General features: G+C 36.5%; 18 protein-coding genes. 7 read left to right on the top strand and 11 right to left on the bottom strand.

Annotated elements, in window-relative coordinates; genetic code table 11:
* Positions 1 to 84: 84 nt before the first annotated feature.
* From JI665_RS18910 to JI665_RS18870, 9 genes are all read right to left on the bottom strand, one after another.
* The gene (locus tag JI665_RS18910) at positions 85 to 945 is read right to left on the bottom strand and encodes a hypothetical protein (protein WP_206842780.1); all 861 of its coding nucleotides are present in this window, start codon (positions 943 to 945) and stop codon (positions 85 to 87) included.
* Positions 945 to 1529: an NYN domain-containing protein gene (locus JI665_RS18905; protein WP_206842778.1), complete on the bottom strand. Its 585-nt coding sequence runs from the start codon at positions 1527 to 1529 to the stop codon at positions 945 to 947. The genes JI665_RS18910 and JI665_RS18905 overlap by 1 nt, the downstream gene beginning before the upstream one ends.
* Positions 1526 to 1978, bottom strand: coding sequence for a hypothetical protein (locus tag JI665_RS18900; RefSeq protein ID WP_071159899.1), 453 nt, complete (start codon positions 1976 to 1978; stop codon positions 1526 to 1528). The genes JI665_RS18905 and JI665_RS18900 overlap by 4 nt, the downstream gene beginning before the upstream one ends.
* 374 nt (positions 1979 to 2352) lie before the next feature.
* Positions 2353 to 2592 (bottom strand): DUF1292 domain-containing protein, encoded by a 240-nt coding sequence (locus JI665_RS18895; RefSeq protein WP_206842775.1) that lies wholly within the window; start codon positions 2590 to 2592, stop codon positions 2353 to 2355.
* A 1-nt stretch (position 2593) separates the two neighbouring features.
* Positions 2594 to 3076: a hypothetical protein gene (locus tag JI665_RS18890; RefSeq protein ID WP_035332113.1), complete on the bottom strand. Its 483-nt coding sequence runs from the start codon at positions 3074 to 3076 to the stop codon at positions 2594 to 2596.
* Positions 3060 to 4208 carry a replication-relaxation family protein gene (locus tag JI665_RS18885; protein WP_206842773.1) on the bottom strand — a complete coding sequence of 383 codons (1149 nt, stop codon included), beginning with the start codon at positions 4206 to 4208 and terminating at the stop codon, positions 3060 to 3062. Before JI665_RS18885 ends, JI665_RS18890 begins: the two co-directional genes overlap by 17 nt.
* Positions 4198 to 5106 (bottom strand): hypothetical protein, encoded by a 909-nt coding sequence (locus tag JI665_RS18880; protein WP_206842763.1) that lies wholly within the window; start codon positions 5104 to 5106, stop codon positions 4198 to 4200. Before JI665_RS18880 ends, JI665_RS18885 begins: the two co-directional genes overlap by 11 nt.
* A gap of 155 nt (positions 5107 to 5261) precedes the next feature.
* Positions 5262 to 8045 (bottom strand): type IV secretory system conjugative DNA transfer family protein, encoded by a 2784-nt coding sequence (locus JI665_RS18875; protein ID WP_206842761.1) that lies wholly within the window; start codon positions 8043 to 8045, stop codon positions 5262 to 5264.
* A gap of 119 nt (positions 8046 to 8164) precedes the next feature.
* Entirely contained in the window at positions 8165 to 9472 is a 1308-nt protein-coding gene (locus JI665_RS18870) for a hypothetical protein (RefSeq protein WP_035332120.1), read from the bottom strand.
* A gap of 676 nt (positions 9473 to 10148) precedes the next feature.
* Here JI665_RS18870 and JI665_RS18865 point away from each other — a divergent pair.
* Positions 10149 to 11360: a ParM/StbA family protein gene (locus JI665_RS18865; protein WP_035332122.1), complete on the top strand. Its 1212-nt coding sequence runs from the start codon at positions 10149 to 10151 to the stop codon at positions 11358 to 11360.
* A 62-nt stretch (positions 11361 to 11422) separates the two neighbouring features.
* On the top strand, positions 11423 to 11932 hold the full coding sequence (locus JI665_RS18860; protein WP_035332123.1) for a hypothetical protein: 510 nt from the start codon (positions 11423 to 11425) through the stop codon (positions 11930 to 11932).
* A gap of 350 nt (positions 11933 to 12282) precedes the next feature.
* Here JI665_RS18860 and JI665_RS18855 read toward each other — a convergent pair whose 3' ends face one another.
* Positions 12283 to 12858, bottom strand: coding sequence for a hypothetical protein (locus JI665_RS18855; RefSeq protein WP_035332124.1), 576 nt, complete (start codon positions 12856 to 12858; stop codon positions 12283 to 12285).
* A gap of 26 nt (positions 12859 to 12884) precedes the next feature.
* Positions 12885 to 13337, bottom strand: coding sequence for a hypothetical protein (locus JI665_RS18850; RefSeq protein WP_152539709.1), 453 nt, complete (start codon positions 13335 to 13337; stop codon positions 12885 to 12887).
* Between the two features lie 996 nt (positions 13338 to 14333).
* Between JI665_RS18850 and JI665_RS18845 the strand changes: the two genes are divergently transcribed.
* The 5 genes from JI665_RS18845 (at position 14334) to JI665_RS18825 (ending at position 19569) form a co-directional block, all read left to right on the top strand.
* Positions 14334 to 15032: a MerR family transcriptional regulator gene (locus JI665_RS18845; protein WP_160169272.1), complete on the top strand. Its 699-nt coding sequence runs from the start codon at positions 14334 to 14336 to the stop codon at positions 15030 to 15032.
* A 197-nt stretch (positions 15033 to 15229) separates the two neighbouring features.
* Positions 15230 to 16237 (top strand): hypothetical protein, encoded by a 1008-nt coding sequence (locus JI665_RS18840; RefSeq protein WP_206842751.1) that lies wholly within the window; start codon positions 15230 to 15232, stop codon positions 16235 to 16237.
* Positions 16238 to 16382: 145 nt separating this feature from the next.
* Positions 16383 to 17798, top strand: a complete 1416-nt coding sequence (locus tag JI665_RS18835; RefSeq protein ID WP_035332129.1) for a hypothetical protein — start codon at positions 16383 to 16385, stop codon at positions 17796 to 17798.
* Between the two features lie 12 nt (positions 17799 to 17810).
* Positions 17811 to 18461 carry an SAF domain-containing protein gene (locus JI665_RS18830; protein ID WP_035332130.1) on the top strand — a complete coding sequence of 217 codons (651 nt, stop codon included), beginning with the start codon at positions 17811 to 17813 and terminating at the stop codon, positions 18459 to 18461.
* Positions 18462 to 18477: 16 nt separating this feature from the next.
* On the top strand, positions 18478 to 19569 hold the full coding sequence (locus JI665_RS18825) for a hypothetical protein (RefSeq protein ID WP_206842748.1): 1092 nt from the start codon (positions 18478 to 18480) through the stop codon (positions 19567 to 19569).
* Positions 19570 to 19580 lie beyond the last annotated feature (11 nt).

The following is a 19580-nucleotide window of genomic DNA, read 5'->3' as shown; positions in this document are numbered from 1 at the left end:
CTCTCCTTAAAAAGTAATTTGGACTATCTTAAAAAACAGAAAAGAGCCAGTACCTATGTACTGACTCCTCTTCAATAATGAATATTAAGCTGCTCCTGAACCCTCAATGACAGGTGCCTTTGATGCGTCTACACGTATCCGGTCGTTATTCAGCCAGCCGGTTACATTTATGATCTGATCGACACCTAAGTGGTCCATGTAAGCTTTATGTTGCTTTGGTACCACTACCTCAACCTCTTGTCGTTTATGGGTCAAAGCATGGAATATGCAGCTGCCATCTCGGTTGAATTTCGGCAAATCAAGGACCTTGATCCGAAAAACAGATGGAGAATTATTATTACCACTCGAATTGTTATGGTTATCACCAGTAGGCTTTTCAGGGGATTGATCCTCTTCTTCACCTTCCGCACCGTCCATTTCTTCTGCCGATGCAATACCTGTCCCGATAAGCCCATAACCTAAAAAGCCTAATGCCCGGCCAATTGCACTGGTTTCAGCCACCTCGAGCGGATTATCTCGTTCTGCCCCACTGGCATTTTCTCCTAAAGGAACTAACGAACTACCAGTAGCCTTACCAAGTAATTCCGATTCAATAGTAACGCTTAAGCTTTTTCCGTTATTACTAATAGCAGGCTCGTTAAAATGCAGAAGTTTGCCAGCCTTACGATGGTCATCCCTAGCCATCTTAACCCGGCCGTTGACTGCCATGTATGGATAAGAAACCGATACATATGTACCGTTCTTAGTAGCAAAGAAACCAAGCTCAGATGCATGAGAATCAATGTCTACCTGGGTCTGACTAACTTTTACATTTTGAGGCAACAACACAACAAATTCATGATATTCAGCTGGAATTTGTTTTTTTGCCTGTTCATAACGAATTTTGGCCTCTTCAATGATTTTTTTCCCTTTTTCCATTGCCCATTTAGGTGTTGTAGCCGCCATTATGCAACACTCTCCTTTTTAAATGTTCTTGTATTTGTTCTTTCCTGTCTCAAAATATGATTGGAAGGAATCTTTTTAAGAACATCACTAAGGCGAATGACTTCATCTACTGCTTCTACCATATGCTTTGCTGGTGTATCAAAAGAGACAATTGCTTTTACAATCGTGCCATTCTCTCTCGCGCGTTGAATAGCAGGTACGATATCCCCATCCGCTGAAAAAACGTAGATTTCATCATAACCTTCTAATGATAGATCTACTAAATCTAGCGAAAGGAGGACATCCACCCCTTTTGAAATAAACTTCTTTTCATGGTCTTGCACCACGAAACCTTTATGAACACTAATTCCATCACGAATAAGGGCTCTAAAAAATTTCTCTCTTAGTTCGTATCTTTGAGGCTCTAATTTCTTAGGAACATTAGCGCCATAAAAGTGATACTCAGCTGGGAGTGAGCTATTAATAAAAAATGTTTCAATCGTTTTGTAAAGAGAATTCCAAGGTTTGATTCCTTTAATTCCTAATTTATGAAGTTGTGCCATTGCATTCATTTCATCAATAAGTACGGCTGTTTTTTTAGTCATCCGATTTCTACCTCCAATTGTAATTGATAGTCATAATAGGGAAGATACGATAGAGCATGAGTTGGAACTCCGTGCCCTGTTCGTTTCTCTATCATGAAACACCATTCATTTGCACCAAATGGAACAGCTAATATACTGATCTCATTGTGCGGTAACTTCCACAGAGGCCCCTTTTTATGAAGGCCTTTCTCAAGAAGAAGTTTCTCTGGAATTTTCCCATTAAAAAAGAGCTTCAAGCTGCGACAACGAATGCAACCCGCTCGTTTGATTTGAACAAACTGCGAACTTACTTCGTCTAATGTAAGTTGAGAAGTGAGGACAGTAATAATACGTCCAAAAGCTCCTTCACTCACACGCACACTTGATACTCCTTTTCCTGTTACAACACTGTTAGTGTCCAAGTCACTGGCTGCTGAGTCCCAAACGGTCATCATGCGCAGCAGGTCCATCTAGATCACCAACCCTTAGTAAGAGCGGAAGCGGGACTTGTGAAATTTCCCTATTCCCTCCATAAACTCAACTTTCTTGTTAAAAATGTGTGTGTTCATCAATTACTCCTCCTTAAAAAAGTTTTAGGTGCTTTAAAATACAAAAAAGCCCTCTAAGAGAAACGAATCAATTTGTATTCATAAGAATACATTCGTTCACTCTTAGAGCGCTTTCTTGTTACAAAGTGTCCCTTCTGCATAGAGGGGATGTGAAATGGTTAAAGTTAAATAATATACCTTATATTACCACGAAATTTAGAAGTCTAGCAACCAAATAAAAAGAACTTTCAATCCTTTGTAGGGTGAAAGTTCTTTATTTATATATCAATAGAGGACTACTCATTAGGTGATTTCCGATAGATCCTCTCAACCACTTTAAATTCTTCTTCATCGGTTATATCAGTAAAGCCGGTATGGCCAGTATTGTCTATGGTAAGTTGGGCGAACGAAATCCCCTCATCATCCTGAAGAACAGCAAATCTTTTTGAATTAACATCGATAAGCTTAATGAGGGAAACATCATCATGAGTTTCACCTTCTTCATTCACTAACACCATTCCTATAGGCTGAATCACTCTATTTCCCCTCCTGTGTTTCTAAATAATAGTCATAATACTTAAACATACTTTCCTTATCTAAGTATCTGTATTTTATAAATTGATGAAGGACCGCTTCAAATGATTCCTTTCGCATGGAATATATCCTTTTATAGGCGCCTGGAGAGGCCGTGACGTTGTTATATTTAAAGTTTAGGAGCTCTAAGGTATGTTCGTAAACCTCAGTTTGCTCTTTCGTCATAAGAACGTAAGGAATGGTTTTATACTCTTCTGTTTGGTATCTTGCAATGATTTTTAAGCGAATCGAATTTCTAATATCAGGTGGCATTAACTCAGGAAACACAATCCAATTAGCTAATGTGGTCAGGGCAACACCGAACTTGTTTAATTCTAAATATTCATAAAGGCCCGTTAGGTTGGTTTCAAAGGACAATAATCCCCAAAATTCCTTCCCCAACTCCATAATCTCGTTATTTATCACGGTTTTATTCCTCAAATTCATCCTCATCCTCTATTTCAAAAGTCTGTGATGCGAAGAACTCTGTAGCAGACATACCTGCATAATCATCTGATAAAAAGTTAATGGGTGACCGTTTCATTTGATTTGTTTGGTGGTCGTATAAAAGGAAACTATCTACTCCAATTCCCATTAGTAGTCTTTCATCAGTTGTATATCGCACTTCAACGGAAGGCATATGTTCTTCTGCGAGCCGGGCAATGTAGGGAATCCTTGAATCACTGTCTAATATGACAATAACCCTCTTCGGCTGTTCTTGTAAGGGTAGTTTCTCAAATGCAAGCTGAGTCTTTTGAAAGCGGCTGGTCACATGTTCAATCCAATCAGGTGTAATTCGGAATATTTCAACCCAGAACGTAAGGAATTGACCCTTATCTTTGATTAGTTCAGTTGCTATACCTGGTTTATGGGTAGTTCCATCCTTTAAGCGGATAGATGGCTTGCGCTCCCAAGAAATGACACGATCGAGTCTCTTAAATTCAGAGAATAATTCATTACTGACCAAATCATGAAAGAATCCCGACATTTTAGGACCTCTTGAGTGATTGAAGACGACTGGTTGGAAAATGAATTCTTTTGGTACTTCTCTTTGGAACAGGACTTGAGCGGCAGCGGCTCCAATTCTAGTGAGTCCATAAATTAAAGGCTTCTTTTTACCGTTATTGCATGGAGTAACCCATGAAAAGGCAGTAATGATTCCCCTTTTTCTGCACTTCTTGATAAAATCCCTAATCTTTAGGTCACTGTCTTCATGCTCAAAGACCACTCGTTGAATCTGATTCCGGGTAGCGATTCTATTTGTGGACAAGAAGTCAATTAAATTTAGCTCTTTGTCAGTAAATGAATGCTTCTCCATTCGCTCATTAAGCCAATACTTTCCGCTATGGTTCCCTTCCCTCGGTTGGTAAAACACCATTGTTGCATAAGGATCGGCATATAATCCAAACATCGATCCATCAGGAGGAAGATATTTAAGAATATCACTTGGGCTTGTTTCAGGATCGTATGGATTGTTTGTAGCTAAAGGCAATTCAGCTAACTTCTTTGGGGAAGAAGTTAGCCTGCCTTTCATGAGCGGATCATTAATATCTAATTGTGCGGTAAGGTTATCTGCCATATTGATAGCTCCGGTTTGATTTGTTTTTATAGTTTTGGTTCGGTGTGATAATAAGCCCTTTGATTCTGCGTTCCTTAACATTGATATCCTGAATTTTGAAGTTTACTTCATCTCCAACTTGAAGGCGAGCTCCGTTTGATCCAGGTGGAAAGCCGCTGCGAACTGTAATTCCTCTAGGCTCCAAGCTGATAAAAATTCCGTGATCTACGTGAATCTTTGTGATGGTGCCTAAATAAGTGGACTTTTCTTTGTATTCATTAATGAAAGACATTGGGTCAACTTCCAGTGCTTTCTTGCTGACAGAAATGTTTCCTTCAATGGCTCTTTTCTCTTCTGCTGTTGGTTCGTCACCTTCGATTTCTAAATCCGGATTGGGTTTGTTAATTTCTAGAACCTTCACATCGATGGTTTCTCCAATGAAGATCTCTTCTCTTAGGTCATCGGAAAACACGTACGAAAACTCATCGCGATGCATTCTTGTAGGGACACCGCTAACGAGTAGGTATACATGATAACGGTCAACACCGCGAACAAATGCAGGATAGATATCCCCCGGCTTTCCATTTTTCCAAAAACGTCTTGCTGATTTTTCAAGTGCTAGAATACGGTTTGCAGCAAAAATCTGATCATCAAAGCTTACATAAGAGACAACAAATTCAAAAGTCTTTCCGACAAAGTTCTGAATTCCTCTAAACTCATAGGTATCAATAAAGCTAGTAGGCAGATACCCATAAATGCCATTGTAATTCAGTTTCAAGCACTCTTGCTTTAGTTCTCCTAGTTCAAAATATTCGATACCAATGGCTTTCGCTGTTAATACATTTCCTGCACGCTGGGATTCTTTTATGTCTGCCCAAGCTGCTGCTCTTTCAGCTTCAATTTCATTCGATAAATACATATACCACACTCTCCTTTTAAAAGTTCCTGAAAACAAAAAAAGAACCGCTTCAAGCCTTTAATGGCTGAAACGGTTCTTCCGTTGTTTTGGGTTTAATTTAATTGTAATGCTTATTTATTAATATAAGGAATTACTGGAAGGAATGCAATAGTTTTTTACAAATCATCTTCCACTATTTCAAGATTTTCGGTAATACCGCTAGAATTTGGTACCTTTTGATTGTCTTTATTGAAATTCCGAGAAGCAGCGGCCTCTTCTACAGCTTTTAGGAGGCTATCAACAGATTCATTAGTTTCTTTATCTGGAATGCTATGAATATGACTTTCACTTCCACTCGTCTCTTCTGTATTCGGTGGTGAGGTAATCATATCTTGCAAAGTTAATTGTTGAGTACTCATTTCTTCATGATTTTCGACGTTAGCTTCACTAAGCTTTTTTTGTTTAGGTGGTTTAGCGATTACCCCTGTCTCAACTTCTTTGAAAAGAAGAGTACCTTGGGAAACTTCTTTATCCTCAAACACATAGGTGCTGTCAATGTCATCCATTATATCATTAAAGCGCCATTTATCATTAGGATCATCCGTTTGGTTGTCCACTGTTGTTTCAGGTTCATCTATATCTTTTGGTTGAGTTGCAGTAGATGCTAGTGGTTCATTCGGTGACTCCACTTTAGTATCTTTACTTCCTCCGCCTTCTGCGTTTTCCATAGATGGGAATTCATCGCTTAATCCGCTAAGATGACCCAATGCTGAATCTACTAGGTTGTACTCAGTGTCGTCAGTCTCTTCTGACTGCTCGGACTTTATATCCAACTGCTTTTTAAAGTAACGCTTAAGAAACTTGGACTCGGATACAAATGTACCCGTCGCGATTCTTGCATCCTCTAACGATTCATCCTCATTAACAAGTTGTACAATCATATGTTTAAACGGAAGTCGAGCAATATCAGATGGGGTAAAAGCCGGTGCTAATATTTTCTGTGTATTGTGACGGTATCCCCATTGCTGCTTTTCAATTGTAACCGGTGTGGTTGATTCGTTTAGGGATTCTTCTACAAACTTATCTTCTAAGAATGTCTCTGAGAATATTTTGTTGTCATCAACCACTCCACGTCCAAACACTGTCTTGGAAGAAGCGTTTGTCATAATCGTTTGTCTATATCCCTTAATTACTGTCTCAAGTTGACCCAAAGACTGGATAGCAATTAATGAGCCAACGTTGTAAGAGCGTCCTAAGGTGAGCATGCGTTCAAAAGCCTGATTGATATAAAGCGGAAATTCATCGACATTAAAGAAAATAGGAATCCGTTTGTATATTCTTTTGTTTTCATCACTTCCGATTTCCGCGCCATCCTTGGGACGTCGGAATACTGCACTTTGAAACTGACGGATAAAGAATTGGCCAAATAAGAGGGATAACTCCTCAAGCTCACCAAGAGCGGTGTTGATTAGAAGGACTCCGCCATTCTCTAAGAAGTCATCTAAATTTAAAACATTTTCTCCGTCTTGTGAAATCATAAGCTGACTCAACATAGCGTTCATGGAGATGTCGTTCAAATACTTTTTAGCACCAGTTACGAATTTATCTTTTTTACTCTCAACCATTTGTTTCCCTGCATAGCGGTGCCCTTCAGGATATAAAACAGGTTTTATCTCGTCTTTATCTCTGAAAGTCTTATAATCCAATACATCATCCTCAAAATATCGTACAATCCCATCCCATTGATTTAATACCTTCTCTGGCATGGACTCATTTTTATGATGTTCCTCAATTATGGCTCTAGCTCTTTCCGTTAAAGTAGCTAAGTAGCGGGCATCTAGAAACATTTGTTGTATGTGTGTTATATTCGTCAAATTTCCAAACAGTATTTTTGCCAGCATCGTGTAGAATGCGGCTGTTTCCTCCTGCTGTCCTTTGAAAAAGGTATCTTGATTTTCCGTCAGCGCCGTTATCGTCCCCCGGAAGGATTCGGCAGCAGCACCTATCGGCCCATAAAACGGGTTGAATTTTGTAGATTGGTCTTTTGTCGGATCGATTACCATGATTTTTTCATCTGGAACACCTAACTCTTTTGCAAGTTTTACTACATCATCTACTAAGTCACCTTTCGGCTCAAGAACAACAATTCCTCCAGGTATTCCCTTTGAAATCTTTATTAAATCCTGTGCAATTCTGACTAAAATAGCAGTACTTGTTTTACCACTACCTGTTGCTCCATTCACTAGTTCATGTAGAAACCGTTGTTTCTGCTTTAAAATTAGCGGTTTTTTGGTTTTCTTATCCCAGCCCACAATGACATCAAATTGGTCATATACCAGATTGTGCGAAAACCGAGCAAGAGGGGGGAATTGCCACTTAAAGAATTGGTCTCTGAGAATATCCTTATTAATCGCATAATGACGATAGTAGACAACCAAAAGGATAAGGGTGAAAAATACAGGCAAAAAGTACAAAAGCTTAATTAAGGAATCCATGTTTGTGACCAACAATTGATTATATTGGTTGGGATCTACTCGAATAGGACCAATTAATGGTTCATAATTTTCATGAATGTATTTTGCTGCAGAGGCCCATAAGAGAAAGATAAAGGGGATAATATTCCTGATAAAGGCATGCAGCCTACCCTTCTCCTCCTTTGTCCAATCAACTTTAATTTTAAAACCATCTTTTATTGGCTGAGTGATTGTTGAGTAAAACCACGTCAGCAACGGTAGATAGACAATCAGTAAGTATGATGGCCAATTTACATTAACAAAGTGAGGAATAAAAAATGATATCCCAAAACATAATTTGAACCAGGTTAAAAATCCGATAATCCCTAAAGACATGTTAAGCAATGTTAAAACCTGTACAGCTCTTGTGTGGAAAATCATCCTTATCCAATGTTCAACACTTTCATAGTCTCTCACCCACGCCTTAAACTTTTCAATATTTGTCACTCTAATCTAACTCCTTCCCCTTTAAAACAAAAAGACCGCCCCCAAGGTATGAGGACGGTTCTTCCGCTCTATGAAATATATTAATTTAATCAAATTATATTGAATCACTGAAATACGTGTCAACAAGTATTAGCTAAATTTACCTTTTCATACTCACCTGTGGCAAGGTTGAAGTAAATTGCCCTGCTAAAAAACTGCTGCTGATTTTTCATGATCGTAAGCCCGCTTAATTGCGGTGGTTCAAATAAATAATAAAAAACCGGAGTAGCCAGATCACTCTTATCTGTTTCTTTTGAGGCATTTAATTTATTGTAAAATTCTTTGAAGCGGATTGCTGTAATCAGCCCCTGGGTTTGAAATCCTTCTACTCTAACAAAATAATTAAAGTTCTCCTTATCGTCTCTTTCACCAACTGAGATAGGATATTGAGGGGCACCTTGGAATCTTTGTACTTTCTCCCCTAATAAGTAATCTCCATTTTCGTACATCTTTGAAACTTGTTCATTTAACAAGCGTTCTTCATGTTTGAACGTAAATTCTCTAATTAACAATTCTTGAAGCTTATTTATTGAAGTGAAGTATAGGTTCACTTGCTCAGAGTATTCTCCAATTTCAGCAAGAAAACGATTTGCAATACTCGACCATCTTTTAGTAATCATACGATTATTCAATTTTTCTTCTGCAATAAAAATGATTCCTTTGGGGAGCGGCAGTTCTTTTTCAGATAAATAATCAAAGTATCTCCTATAACCTTCAAATTTCAGGTTGAACCTTTGCCCTCTTTCTGTAGCTCGGTCTATTTCTACTGGATAGGTGTATTCACCAATCTTTATTTCTGAATCAGGCTTATAAGAGTACTTAGTTTTAGTTTTGTCTGTCCGAAGATAGAAATTTTGAGACGCATATAGATTATCTCTGAATTTCACAAGGAACGTATGTTCGTCAGTCGAGGGTTTTATTTCTGCTTCATCTTCCGAATGTATGTTCGTCTGTTTCTTTTTATCCAGTATCCTTTCGTTTGCCTCTTTTACTTCAAGGTATACATCGCAAATTAATTTGAAGTGCTCTGTTTGTTTTAATGGATATTTGTATAAGTCATAGGGGAAATCACCAAGATCATTATCATACCCTTCTCCTTTATGCCCTGGCGCTATGCCGTTATACAAATCCATTAGTTCATGACCTTTTTCTGTCAAGTAATGAAGGTGTTTATTAGTTCCCCTTATACTGTCCGAATCAATAAGTTCAGAATTCTTAAGTTCCAAAATGTTAGTGTATATCCCTTTCTTAGAATTATAGTTTAGGCGGTAACCTAACCCCCTTGTAATTTGTTCAGTTGTTGCAGCTCTTCGTCTAAATAAAAAATCTAATATCTTTAGTTGTTTAGGGAAAAGTTTATATCCACAAAAAATTGGCATTGTTCCCATTAACCTCCATAAAACAGTTTTAATTTATTGTAGATTAGTGAGTGAAAAACCTAAAGGAAAATTTAAAAAAATAGTATAGTATGAATGGTCAATTTCAAGGTGCAATAAGCCACAATAAAGTCACGCCTTGGAACTGTGCACCTTTAGCCACGTTTTTTAGTCTGTAAACGTTGATATATAAGGGTTTATGTTGTTCCATTTCTATAATCCTTTTCATTCATCCCTTGACATTAGAGAAAAGGATTATAGAAATGGATTACAAATTCGACAATTTTCGCACTGTTTCAAAACAGTTTAAATTTACTAGTAATACAGTTGGTAGATTGAAAGATTTTCGAACTATTAATCCCAGCTCCCCCTCCCTCTTTTTGAACACCCCAAAGGAGGAAATCTGGATAAATGACCATGACTTAAACGCAATAATCGGTAAAAAATATGGTGGGGGAGTCTTTCTTAAAGCTCTAGAATTTCATGTTGGATGTATCCTAAACTGTCTTAGCAGAGAATACAAAATGAAAACTTTTATATAAATATTAGTATAAATATAAATATAAAAGCGGAACCTATTTTTATATAAGTATTTATATAAATTTTGGAGTAGCGTTGACAAAAAAATAAATATTGGTATAATTTTTTATATAAATAAATTAATCTTCCTGAGGAGGAAAAAAACGGTATGGCAAAAACACCAGAAATTCATTTAGATTGTACAAATGATAATGGCAACTCAGAGCAAGCTTTATACATAAACGGAGATTTAGTTAGACAACCAAATGTATATGCGGAGCCGACCTCAAAAGGCTTTGTAGATAACGTATCCCCAGAATCACAAATCGAAAACTTAATGAATCAAATTGATGTCACAATTTCTTCGCGCAGCATTCAATTTAATGGGGATTATTATATAGGCCTAAAAGCAATTAAAAGCAAATACCAACCAGTTTCGATGGATGTTGAGCTAGATACTAAGTATGATAGTGATTTGCCAATCATTAATACTCTAGGAACATTGGCAGCAAAAGCAGTTCAAAATTACTTTAAAGAGAATAAGAAGATCCCTTCAGAACTAGATGTGACAGTTGATATGCTGACAGCATTACCTGTTGAACAATGGAATCCAAAGAATGCTGACGTTTTTGCCAAGCGATTTACTGGAGACAATGAATCTTTAATTCATAATGTAACTGTCCATATTAACAATGTAGATGTGCTTGTTAAAATAAGATTTGGACAGGTTAAGGTTGCAGCTGAAGGTGTTCCTGCCCTATTCGCGCTCTTGTTTGATCAAAATCTTAACAATCGAAACGATGAAATATTCAAACATTTTAGTGAAGATTATGGGAAAGAAATTACTGGAGAGTATCTAAAAGGCAAGCGGATTTCTCATATTGATATTGGAGATGGAACTTCTGATATGCCAGTTACCGACGGATTTAATCTTGATACCCATTTTGTAACAGGGTGTAATCACGGTGTAGGACATGCAATAGAAGCAGCTATACAAAACTTTAAAGAAAAACATTCAACATTAAAAAAATTAACAAGACAAAAATTTAGTGAGTATTTAAAAGATGAAAATCATCAATACCATCAAGATGCAGTAAGGTTTTTCCAAAAAACTGCACTAGTACAATCTAAATTCATTTTTAAACACTATCAAAGAGTCCTTTCTGCTTTTGATAATGAAGTCGATTTAATTGTGGTCTATGGAGGAGGCAGCATTGCACTTAAGGATTCTCTTTATCCATTATTAGAAGACCTTGGAGGAAAATTAGGCAAAGAAATTCTTTGGGTTCCTGAAGAATATGCTCCCCTAATGAATGTTGAGGGTCTGTTGGTATTATTAAATCGAATGAAAAACCAAAGCAAGAAAAAAGTGAAAGCCTAACCTTATAAGATTCAAGGTATAGCCTCTGAGGTTATACCTTCCTTCATGGAAGGAGGGTGAAAATGGGTAGACAAAAAAAGTCCATAAAGAAACCTGGTAGTCAGATACCGTTAAAATTGAAAGAAAACGAGCCGGATCATATTGTTGATTGGTTTAATGCTCAAGGTACCATAGCTGATTCGATTAGATATCTAATCGAAAAAGATATAGCCGAAAATGGCATCCGAGACCTTACATATGAAATGAAGCAGCGTTTTTCATATTATAAACCAAGCCATAAGGTTGCTAAAGAAAGTAGTCATCCAGTTATGCAGAATGAAGTAATGGAACAAAATTCTTTAAACAATAATGATTCAAACCCAGCTGTTTCTTCTCGTAACGATAATATAGGGAGTAGTGGTTCCTCTGTTTTACCTGTTGATAAAGAACAAGAGAAACCTAAAATTGAAGAGCCTTCCCTTTCCCCTGTCAACATCAATCAAGAAAAATCAAAGGAAAAAAAGATTATTGAAGAAATAACTGGGGAAAATGACGATGATTTAGATATTGATGACTTAAATATATTTGGATGAAAAAGTGCTACAAGCCTCCAAAGGGGTTGTAGCACTTTTAATTAATCATGAATTATTGTATTTAACATACTCACTTTTAATTGAGCTTTTTTATAGCCCTTCTTAGCCCCTCTTAGGATTTCCATATTTGTTGCAGTTCATATTAGCAATCACACTGCACAATCCATGAAAATAAGTAATTCCTCTTCTGGAAAATGTCTGCCGCAATAATGGCAAATCACTTTTTCCCACCCTGGATCAGAATCAATTCAGGCCGGTAACCTTTCTTCTTGCGTTCTTCCTGGCGCTTGAAAATTCTTTTAAAAACTTATCAGGAGCCTGTTGGAGTTCTTCTCTGGAGACTCTTTACATTAGTTAATCACATTCCCCTTTGATTTCATTTGATTAACGAACAAATTCGATTCGTCTGGAGTCATTTCGAATAATTCATCAAGATATTCCATGACTTCCTGAATAGACATTTCTCCATCTGAATACGGATGTAGCCATTCTCCAGTATCGCCAACCAGCTTCTTAACAAGTGAATCGATTACTCCCGTAGGTTCAATTCGGTCAAAGAAATCAAATATAACTCCTGTTTGCTCATATTTCTCATAAACTTCCCAACGCTTCTTTTCAATCTCAGCCAATATGGTCAGCACCATTACCCATTCCACGTTAAACACTTTGTTTTCCATTTGACTGAAGAACAGCAACCGTTCCCTAAGTCCTTCCTCCGGTTCCTCTCCCCTTAGAAATTCACTGGTATTATCATAAAAATTCGGGATAGGCTCTCCAGCCAAGAAAGAAAGAATTTTCTCGGTATCGTCAAACATATCAAAAATATTGTGAATCTCCATTCCGCTCATTACGGTAATTTCTTCAATTGCCTGAAAAACAGACCGGTGCATTTTCATAATTTCCATTGCTGCATCAATTTTTTTCATGTCAATTCCCCCACGTTTATAGAGAATCAGCTACTAAGCTGGCTCCTCTTCTTTTTCTCCAACCCTATGCATTTTTTAATTAATTCCGTTAGCCTTTCTTCCAAATCTTCCGTAACAAAAAGTTTCCGGCTCGGATTAATCTTTACCCATTCTCTCACAAAGTCTTTAGCTATTACCTTTATGCATCCTTCCGAACATGCACGTTCCAAACCAGTTTCTGTGGTAAATTCCAAATTCCAATTAAGGCTAGGGTTAATTGTAAAGTAATTTCCACCGTCTTGGCTGGAGACTTTGGTGGAGCAATTTCCACACTTGAAACTCCATTTTCGGGAAGGGTTAAACTGTTTTTTATCAATCATCAAATATTCTAAAGGGATAAGGTATTTCCCTTCAATCTGTTTACGTTGGGAGTAATTTCGGCTTAAACGAGTATGTCTATTTTGCGTATTTATTAATTCGTCAAATCTTTCAATCTCCAAGGGTTTTCATAATTTCACAGGCCAATAATAACATATCATCCGAATCTAAATAACAGCCTGAACCATCATAAGTGGCAATATACACGCTTCCGTCTTCTGTATTATCCTGAAGCTCTGTGGATTAATAACTTTTGCATCTCGCAACCCATTCTCTGTTTTGCAAGTCGGACAAACATATATATGTTTTCGTTTTGATTCATTATTTGGATTTTCAATCATAACTGCTTTTACAGTGTATCTTCTGCAGCTAGCGCTGCCATTTAAGCCCCCCCCCGATAATGCTCTTGAAATTATCCTTCCTGTATAGATTACTAACCTATTTTGATGTACCCCACTTAGAAATGCTAATTATTGAATTCAATTCTAAAAGTCTCGTTACCCCTGCGAAACTATTAAATCTCCCCTTCTCCCCTCTAAAAATCATTTTATTATTAATTATATAAATATTTATGACTAATTTATATAAATAATTATAAATGTTTATATAAAAATTTATACCCAACAATAATTAAAGTTAATGCGAGAGTAATTTCCTGCAAATCGTTATCTAAATACGAAATCTCATGTAGGACAAGATAACATATTAGCCTATTAATATGTTATATGGATGTTCAAGCTGTGAATTACAATGAAGAGCAAGTCCCTATATACCCTATTGAGATGTTAAATAATATATCCAAATACGAACTATCATGAATAGCAACTTATATATGCGACCTCTTAGTATGTTACTTGATAAATCGATATATGAATTCTCATGAAGGGCAAAATATCAGCAGGGTTATTAATAGGTTGAATATAATATCGAGCTATGAGTTATGATGTAGGGCGAGAGAATTGGAAGGTTGTGATTATTGGGGAGCGGAACATTCTGGCTGCAAAGAGCTGGAAAAGGTGAATTGAGATGTGAGTTCTCAAGTAGAGCGGCTTGTTTAATAGGTTATAAATATGCGATAATTGAACTATTAATAGGTGGATTCGAAAGGGAAGATGCAAATGGAAGTTGAATTTATAACCCTTGGTGATGCTGCGGATCGGCTTGGAGTTCCAGCATCAACTTTAAGGAATTGGACTGATCAATTAGAACAATTTGAAGTGCATTATGTGAAACGGAATAATCGAAATGAAAGAATTTACTATGATGACGACCTGCAAATATTTAAATTTATCCAAGACTTGAAAGATGAACATGGCAGAAGAACAACTATGAAAGATATTGCGGCAATGTTGAAAGACATGAGAGAACGTTTCAATTTAAGAGATGAAGAAGATGCTCCAGTTCCGAAGCCAAGTAATAAAACTGGTGATCTATTAAATGCTGATGATGTACAAAGATTGCTGGATAACCAACGTGTGAGGACACTGTTCAGCTACATGATAGGTGAAACAACTAAACAGATTCGAAATGATTTGGTTGAGGAATTCCAGCAGCAGCTTGCTACTGAACGTGAAATTTTAAAGGAGACGCTTAGAGAAGAGGTTCGAAAGGAGTTACTTGATAATCAAAGTATTGTAGAAACTAAGTTACAAGGTCTACAAGATGAACAGGAAAAGCGCGATAAAGAATTAACTGAGGAATTGAAAAGGCGAGATGCAGAGTCATTAAAGCTATTAAGAGAGTTAATGGAGCAAAGAAAGAAAGAAGCAGAAGAACAGAAGAACAAGGGATTTTTCAGCCGTTTATTCGGGGGATAAACTATAATAGAGCCTACTAATAGGTGAAGAATTGATCTCTTAGTAGGTGAGATACTCAGAAAATATATTCAAAGTATTGTAATATGTGGGATGTTAAGATATATTTACCATATAAAATCTAATAATTAATTATAAGCGAAGAACGCAATCTACCGGTAAGGGCAGGATTGCGTTTTTTTTCTTAGGAGGGGACTACAGTGCAAAAACTAATGAATCCGTTTCAGTTCGTAGATGAAAATTTTGAATGGCATTGGTATGATTTATACAGTTCAAAAACAGCAATAATTGGTGACAAAAATCAATCCAATAAAATGCAGCTGTTAGAAAAGATAAGTGATACCTTGTACCAGATTGATCACAAAAGTCTTTTCTGGATAGGGGATGTAAGGCCAGGTGAGTCAGAAACATCAGACGATTTCAATATGATTGAATTTGAATCGCAGCCAGCTGAACGACATGTAAGAAATGGTCCGTTTGAGGAAACAAGGATGTCCTTTGTGCAACTGTATTTTGAAGCGTTATGTATTAAAAGAGGTGTTACTAGAAGTGAGTTAATTCCTCTTGCATCTTATCGTAAACATCAAGAAGGACCACTGGTCGGCTATTTAAGGGCTATTAATAGCTTACAAGATTCTGAAGAAAAAGAGTGGTTACTTAAAGAGCTAAAAAAATTGGAGACAATAACTTGGAACTACAAAAGAGGGTATGTTTATGAAACCAAAGACGTTGAAAGTCCTGTTGATCTATTAATAGAGTACATAAAAGGTATGTGGTCGTATTGGGCTTTAACATCATCCCTGGCAGAACCTCAGCAAATGCTACTGGTAATTGATATTCCGAAGAAATTAACAGAGATGGACACAAGCGTAGAAATTAAGGAGATTATAAGAAAGCTATTGGGAAGTATTGTTCAGCTTTCAGAAATTATTACAGTGAGTGTCATTATAAGTACGGAAACAATGTTTCCGGTCCCTGAGTTAAATATCAGACACCAACTGTACCTACCATATAGCTCAAATGACTTTAGTTGGCATCAGGTAGAAAACCAGCCATTTTTCAACAGTGATGTTATAGAAGCATGGAGTAACCATAACTCAAGCTGCGGCTTATGGATTGATTTTGCAACTGGTGAAAAAACAACCTTACATGACACAAATAAAATTTTATTTAAAAATAGGGTTGAAATTGAAAGCGCAATTGAATAGAATATGTGTTAGAAAGAATTACCAAGAGAACCACCAAATTATTTTTCTAACAATACAACTATTAATATGTGATTAAGATGCGAAGAACGCACTCTTGCCTTAAACGGGTCAGAGTGCGTTTTTTTTTTCGGAAAGGGGTGTAATCGTGAATGCAGATAAAAAACACATAGTCGTGGGAATGATTGATCCTGCAATGGCAAATGCTTTTAAGACGTTCATACAGAAAAAGGAAGGCTATATAATTCCGGAAGTTGTGGTATCTGAAGAGGATCTACTTAAGTACCTTGAAGAGACTGAGGAAGAAATATACGGGTTGATCTTAACAAGTGACTTAGCAAAAAAATTAAATGATTTAAGATTAGATTATTTATCAAACTTATTGGTAACGTTACGAGAAAAATTTCCACATATTCGAATGGCCATACTTTCTTCCGAAAGGGTAGGACACCCATTCTTGGCAGAACTCGTCAATATGGGTATTTATAACATTTTTTTAAGACAAGATAACAATCTATCAGTACAGCTGATATTGGATGCACTTGAATCTGGAAAGAGTTTTGGTGAGGTATCGCTGTTCAGAAAAGTTGACCCTGGAATCCCTTGGAGGAAAATGGACAGCGGCCCATCAACTATTAAGATAGAAACCTCTAATAAAAGGAATCATCCGGAGCCGAAAGAAAAAAAGCAGGAAAAGGAAAAAAGAGATAAGCAAATAATAAAAAGAGAGTTCAATATTAACTTTCAACAAACAGAAACAAAAGTAATCGGGGTAACAGTTCAACCCAAATTGATTTTAGTCGGTGGAGCAGCTAGTCGGGTAGGTAGTTCCTTCTTTGCACACTATCTCTCTTTCATATTAGCTGAAAAGGATATATCAGTGTCCTATTTGGAGAACCCTTATCGATATGGATATACCTATGATCGATATTGGGGAGAAGGACTATCGGGAAATTATGTTAGTCCCTTTTGCGACTTTCACTTTCAAAAGGATGATTCAACTGATTGGAATTATAAAAATGTATATATGAATGTATTAAACCCACTAAAAGAAAACCCATATGACAAATTGGATTTTGAGACGTTTCTAAAGGTGCTGCTTAGCCAAAGAACTCCTATTAAGATAGTCGATGTAGGTGTTGATTGGAACAACGAAATTTACCTGGAACTTTGTCAAATGGCTGATTATATTTTCTTCATTACAGAGCCTGATCCATTTCTAAATCAAGTGATTATTGAGAAGAGGCCATATCCCTCATTGTTGAAAGAAAATGGAGAATGGATTGAAAACCTTCAGATTGTAATGAATAAGGCTACATATAAAATTGCCAATCACTCTATTTTCAATGATGTATTCGATGATATTTGGATCGTACCTGATCTTAACAGAGAAGAAATCTTTAAGTGTGAGAGTGAGAGGGTTCCCATTACAAATTCGAAAAGTCTTGTTGAAGATTTAGAGAGCTTAACTAACGAATTAATTGAAATGATATTACCTCAAGAATTCCTTAAAAAGAAAACAAAAACAAAATGGAAGTTCCCAAAGATAACCGTAACAAGGTAGGAGGACCAAAAATTGAAAAAGACCATTTTTATGAGAGGTTTAGCTGTATTTTTTATTATAAGTTTTATAGCTTATATCTTTCTTTATGAAACGAAATTGCATGGAATGTTAAATACCTCAACTGTTGTATTTGCTAATAAGGACTTTGAACCTAATGAAGTAATTGGGGAAGACGATATTTATTTAGGCAAATACCCAAATGATTTGCTTCATGAGAATGTGATAGTAGACCCTAAAAAGATTGTAGGTCAGAGAGCTACAGGATTTATTTCAGTAAACGATATTTTTACAGAAAAAAAGGTAGATAGTCCATTATTAAGAGCTAAAGATGGAGAAAAATTCTTTGCTATTCCAAATAGCTGGATAGAAACAATTCCCGGGAGTTTAAGGCGTTTAGATATGGTGGACTTATGGTTAGTTCAAACAGATAAGAGCAGACCTGAAAGTAATCAATTTTCAGTGGAGAAACCCATCTTGGAAGGTAAGGTGGTCGCCTTTATCAAAAACAGCTCCAACACTGAGGTAAAAGGTATCAATTCAGAAAAAGATCGGTTGGATGCAGGCTCCCAGGCTTCACAATTGGAGATCAACATGACAAACGAAGAATTTATAAAAGTTAAAAAGTCTGTAGAAGCAGGTTACAAGCTGATTTTTAGCTACTAGGAACGGAGGATATGAAATGAAAGTAGCCACACTATCAAATCACGTTGATTATATTCAAATAATTGAAGGGCAGCTTCAAAGTGAAGTTATTAAATTAAGTAGCGTTGACGAATTGGACAAGTTGAAATGCGATGCGCTTTTGGTGGATCAGGAATTTGTTGACTTCTCATCCATAATAGATTTTCGTGATGTGCAGCCATCCATAAAAACGATATTACTTGTTGACAGCCCACTAAATGAAACACAAAAAAGAATATGTAATGCTCAGAGAATTGTTCCTTTTTATAAGGAAAATTCCAGAGATGAATTCAAACAATTAATCCTGCAGGAATGGTTAGAACATATTGTAAAACAAAATCAAAATGTAATTAGTATTTCCGGCACACACTCTCAAAGTGGTGTTACACAGACCGCCTTAAGTCTAGGGGTGGCTCTAAGAGAACTAAATTACAAAGTCTGTGTAATAGGATTGAATTTCTATAATCCTGGGGAAATAATCGGTTTCCCCTCAGAGTTTTCTTTTGATTCTATATATCACTCAGTATCTAATCACTTGTTTGATGCAGAAGGTTTGAAAAAGCAACTGATTGAAATTCATGGAATTCAATATTTGGTTGGTAACCGAAATTTCTTGAAGAAAAATAAATATCATCCGGAGCCGATCCATTCACTAATTAATATTGTTAAGGAAGAATATGATTTTGTCATTCTTGATTTAGGTTCTATATATGATACTTCTGGTGCTCTCGCAGGCATTATGGCAAGTGGGACAAAAATCTTAGTTGCTAATCAAGATGAATACTCAATTAGAAACTTTAATAGATGGTTTGATCAATTCCTCTCACCAATTGGAATTCAAAAAGAGGATTTATTAATGGTAGTCAACCGCTTTGATCCAATCCATCTTATTAAACCTAAAAAAATCGAAGAGGAAACGGGTGTTACTTTATTCGAAAAGATTCCTCTTATTCCAGTGGATGGCTCTGATGGGGTTTTATATAACTACTATGTTAAATCTTATAACCGGTCTTTTAATCGTATGGCTAAGGGGATTACAACATTACCAACTGAAAAGAAAAAGAAGAGTTTCTTTAGTTTTGCTAGGTAGGGAGGAGCTTT

The sequence above is a fragment of the Bacillus sp. NTK034 genome, assembly GCF_017303275.1.
GTDB lineage: Bacteria > Bacillota > Bacilli > Bacillales > Cytobacillaceae > Cytobacillus.
This window is presented reverse-complemented; position numbering and strand designations above follow the sequence as displayed.

What these genes read in the sequence shown, in the direction of transcription:
- JI665_RS18910 (WP_206842780.1), bottom strand. Translation starts at nt 945, where the DNA reads ATGGCGGCTACAACACCTAAATGGGCAATGGAAAAAGGGAAAAAAATC.
- JI665_RS18905 (WP_206842778.1), bottom strand. Translation starts at nt 1,529, where the DNA reads ATGACTAAAAAAACAGCCGTACTTATTGATGAAATGAATGCAATGGCA.
- JI665_RS18900 (WP_071159899.1), bottom strand. Translation starts at nt 1,978, where the DNA reads ATGGACCTGCTGCGCATGATGACCGTTTGGGACTCAGCAGCCAGTGAC.
- JI665_RS18890 (WP_035332113.1), bottom strand. Translation starts at nt 3,076, where the DNA reads ATGAATTTGAGGAATAAAACCGTGATAAATAACGAGATTATGGAGTTG.
- JI665_RS18885 (WP_206842773.1), bottom strand. Translation starts at nt 4,208, where the DNA reads ATGGCAGATAACCTTACCGCACAATTAGATATTAATGATCCGCTCATG.
- JI665_RS18880 (WP_206842763.1), bottom strand. Translation starts at nt 5,106, where the DNA reads ATGTATTTATCGAATGAAATTGAAGCTGAAAGAGCAGCAGCTTGGGCA.
- JI665_RS18870 (WP_035332120.1), bottom strand. Translation starts at nt 9,472, where the DNA reads ATGGGAACAATGCCAATTTTTTGTGGATATAAACTTTTCCCTAAACAA.
- JI665_RS18865 (WP_035332122.1), top strand. Translation starts at nt 10,149, where the DNA reads ATGGCAAAAACACCAGAAATTCATTTAGATTGTACAAATGATAATGGC.
- JI665_RS18860 (WP_035332123.1), top strand. Translation starts at nt 11,423, where the DNA reads ATGGGTAGACAAAAAAAGTCCATAAAGAAACCTGGTAGTCAGATACCG.
- JI665_RS18855 (WP_035332124.1), bottom strand. Translation starts at nt 12,858, where the DNA reads ATGAAAAAAATTGATGCAGCAATGGAAATTATGAAAATGCACCGGTCT.
- JI665_RS18845 (WP_160169272.1), top strand. Translation starts at nt 14,334, where the DNA reads ATGGAAGTTGAATTTATAACCCTTGGTGATGCTGCGGATCGGCTTGGA.
- JI665_RS18825 (WP_206842748.1), top strand. Translation starts at nt 18,478, where the DNA reads ATGAAAGTAGCCACACTATCAAATCACGTTGATTATATTCAAATAATT.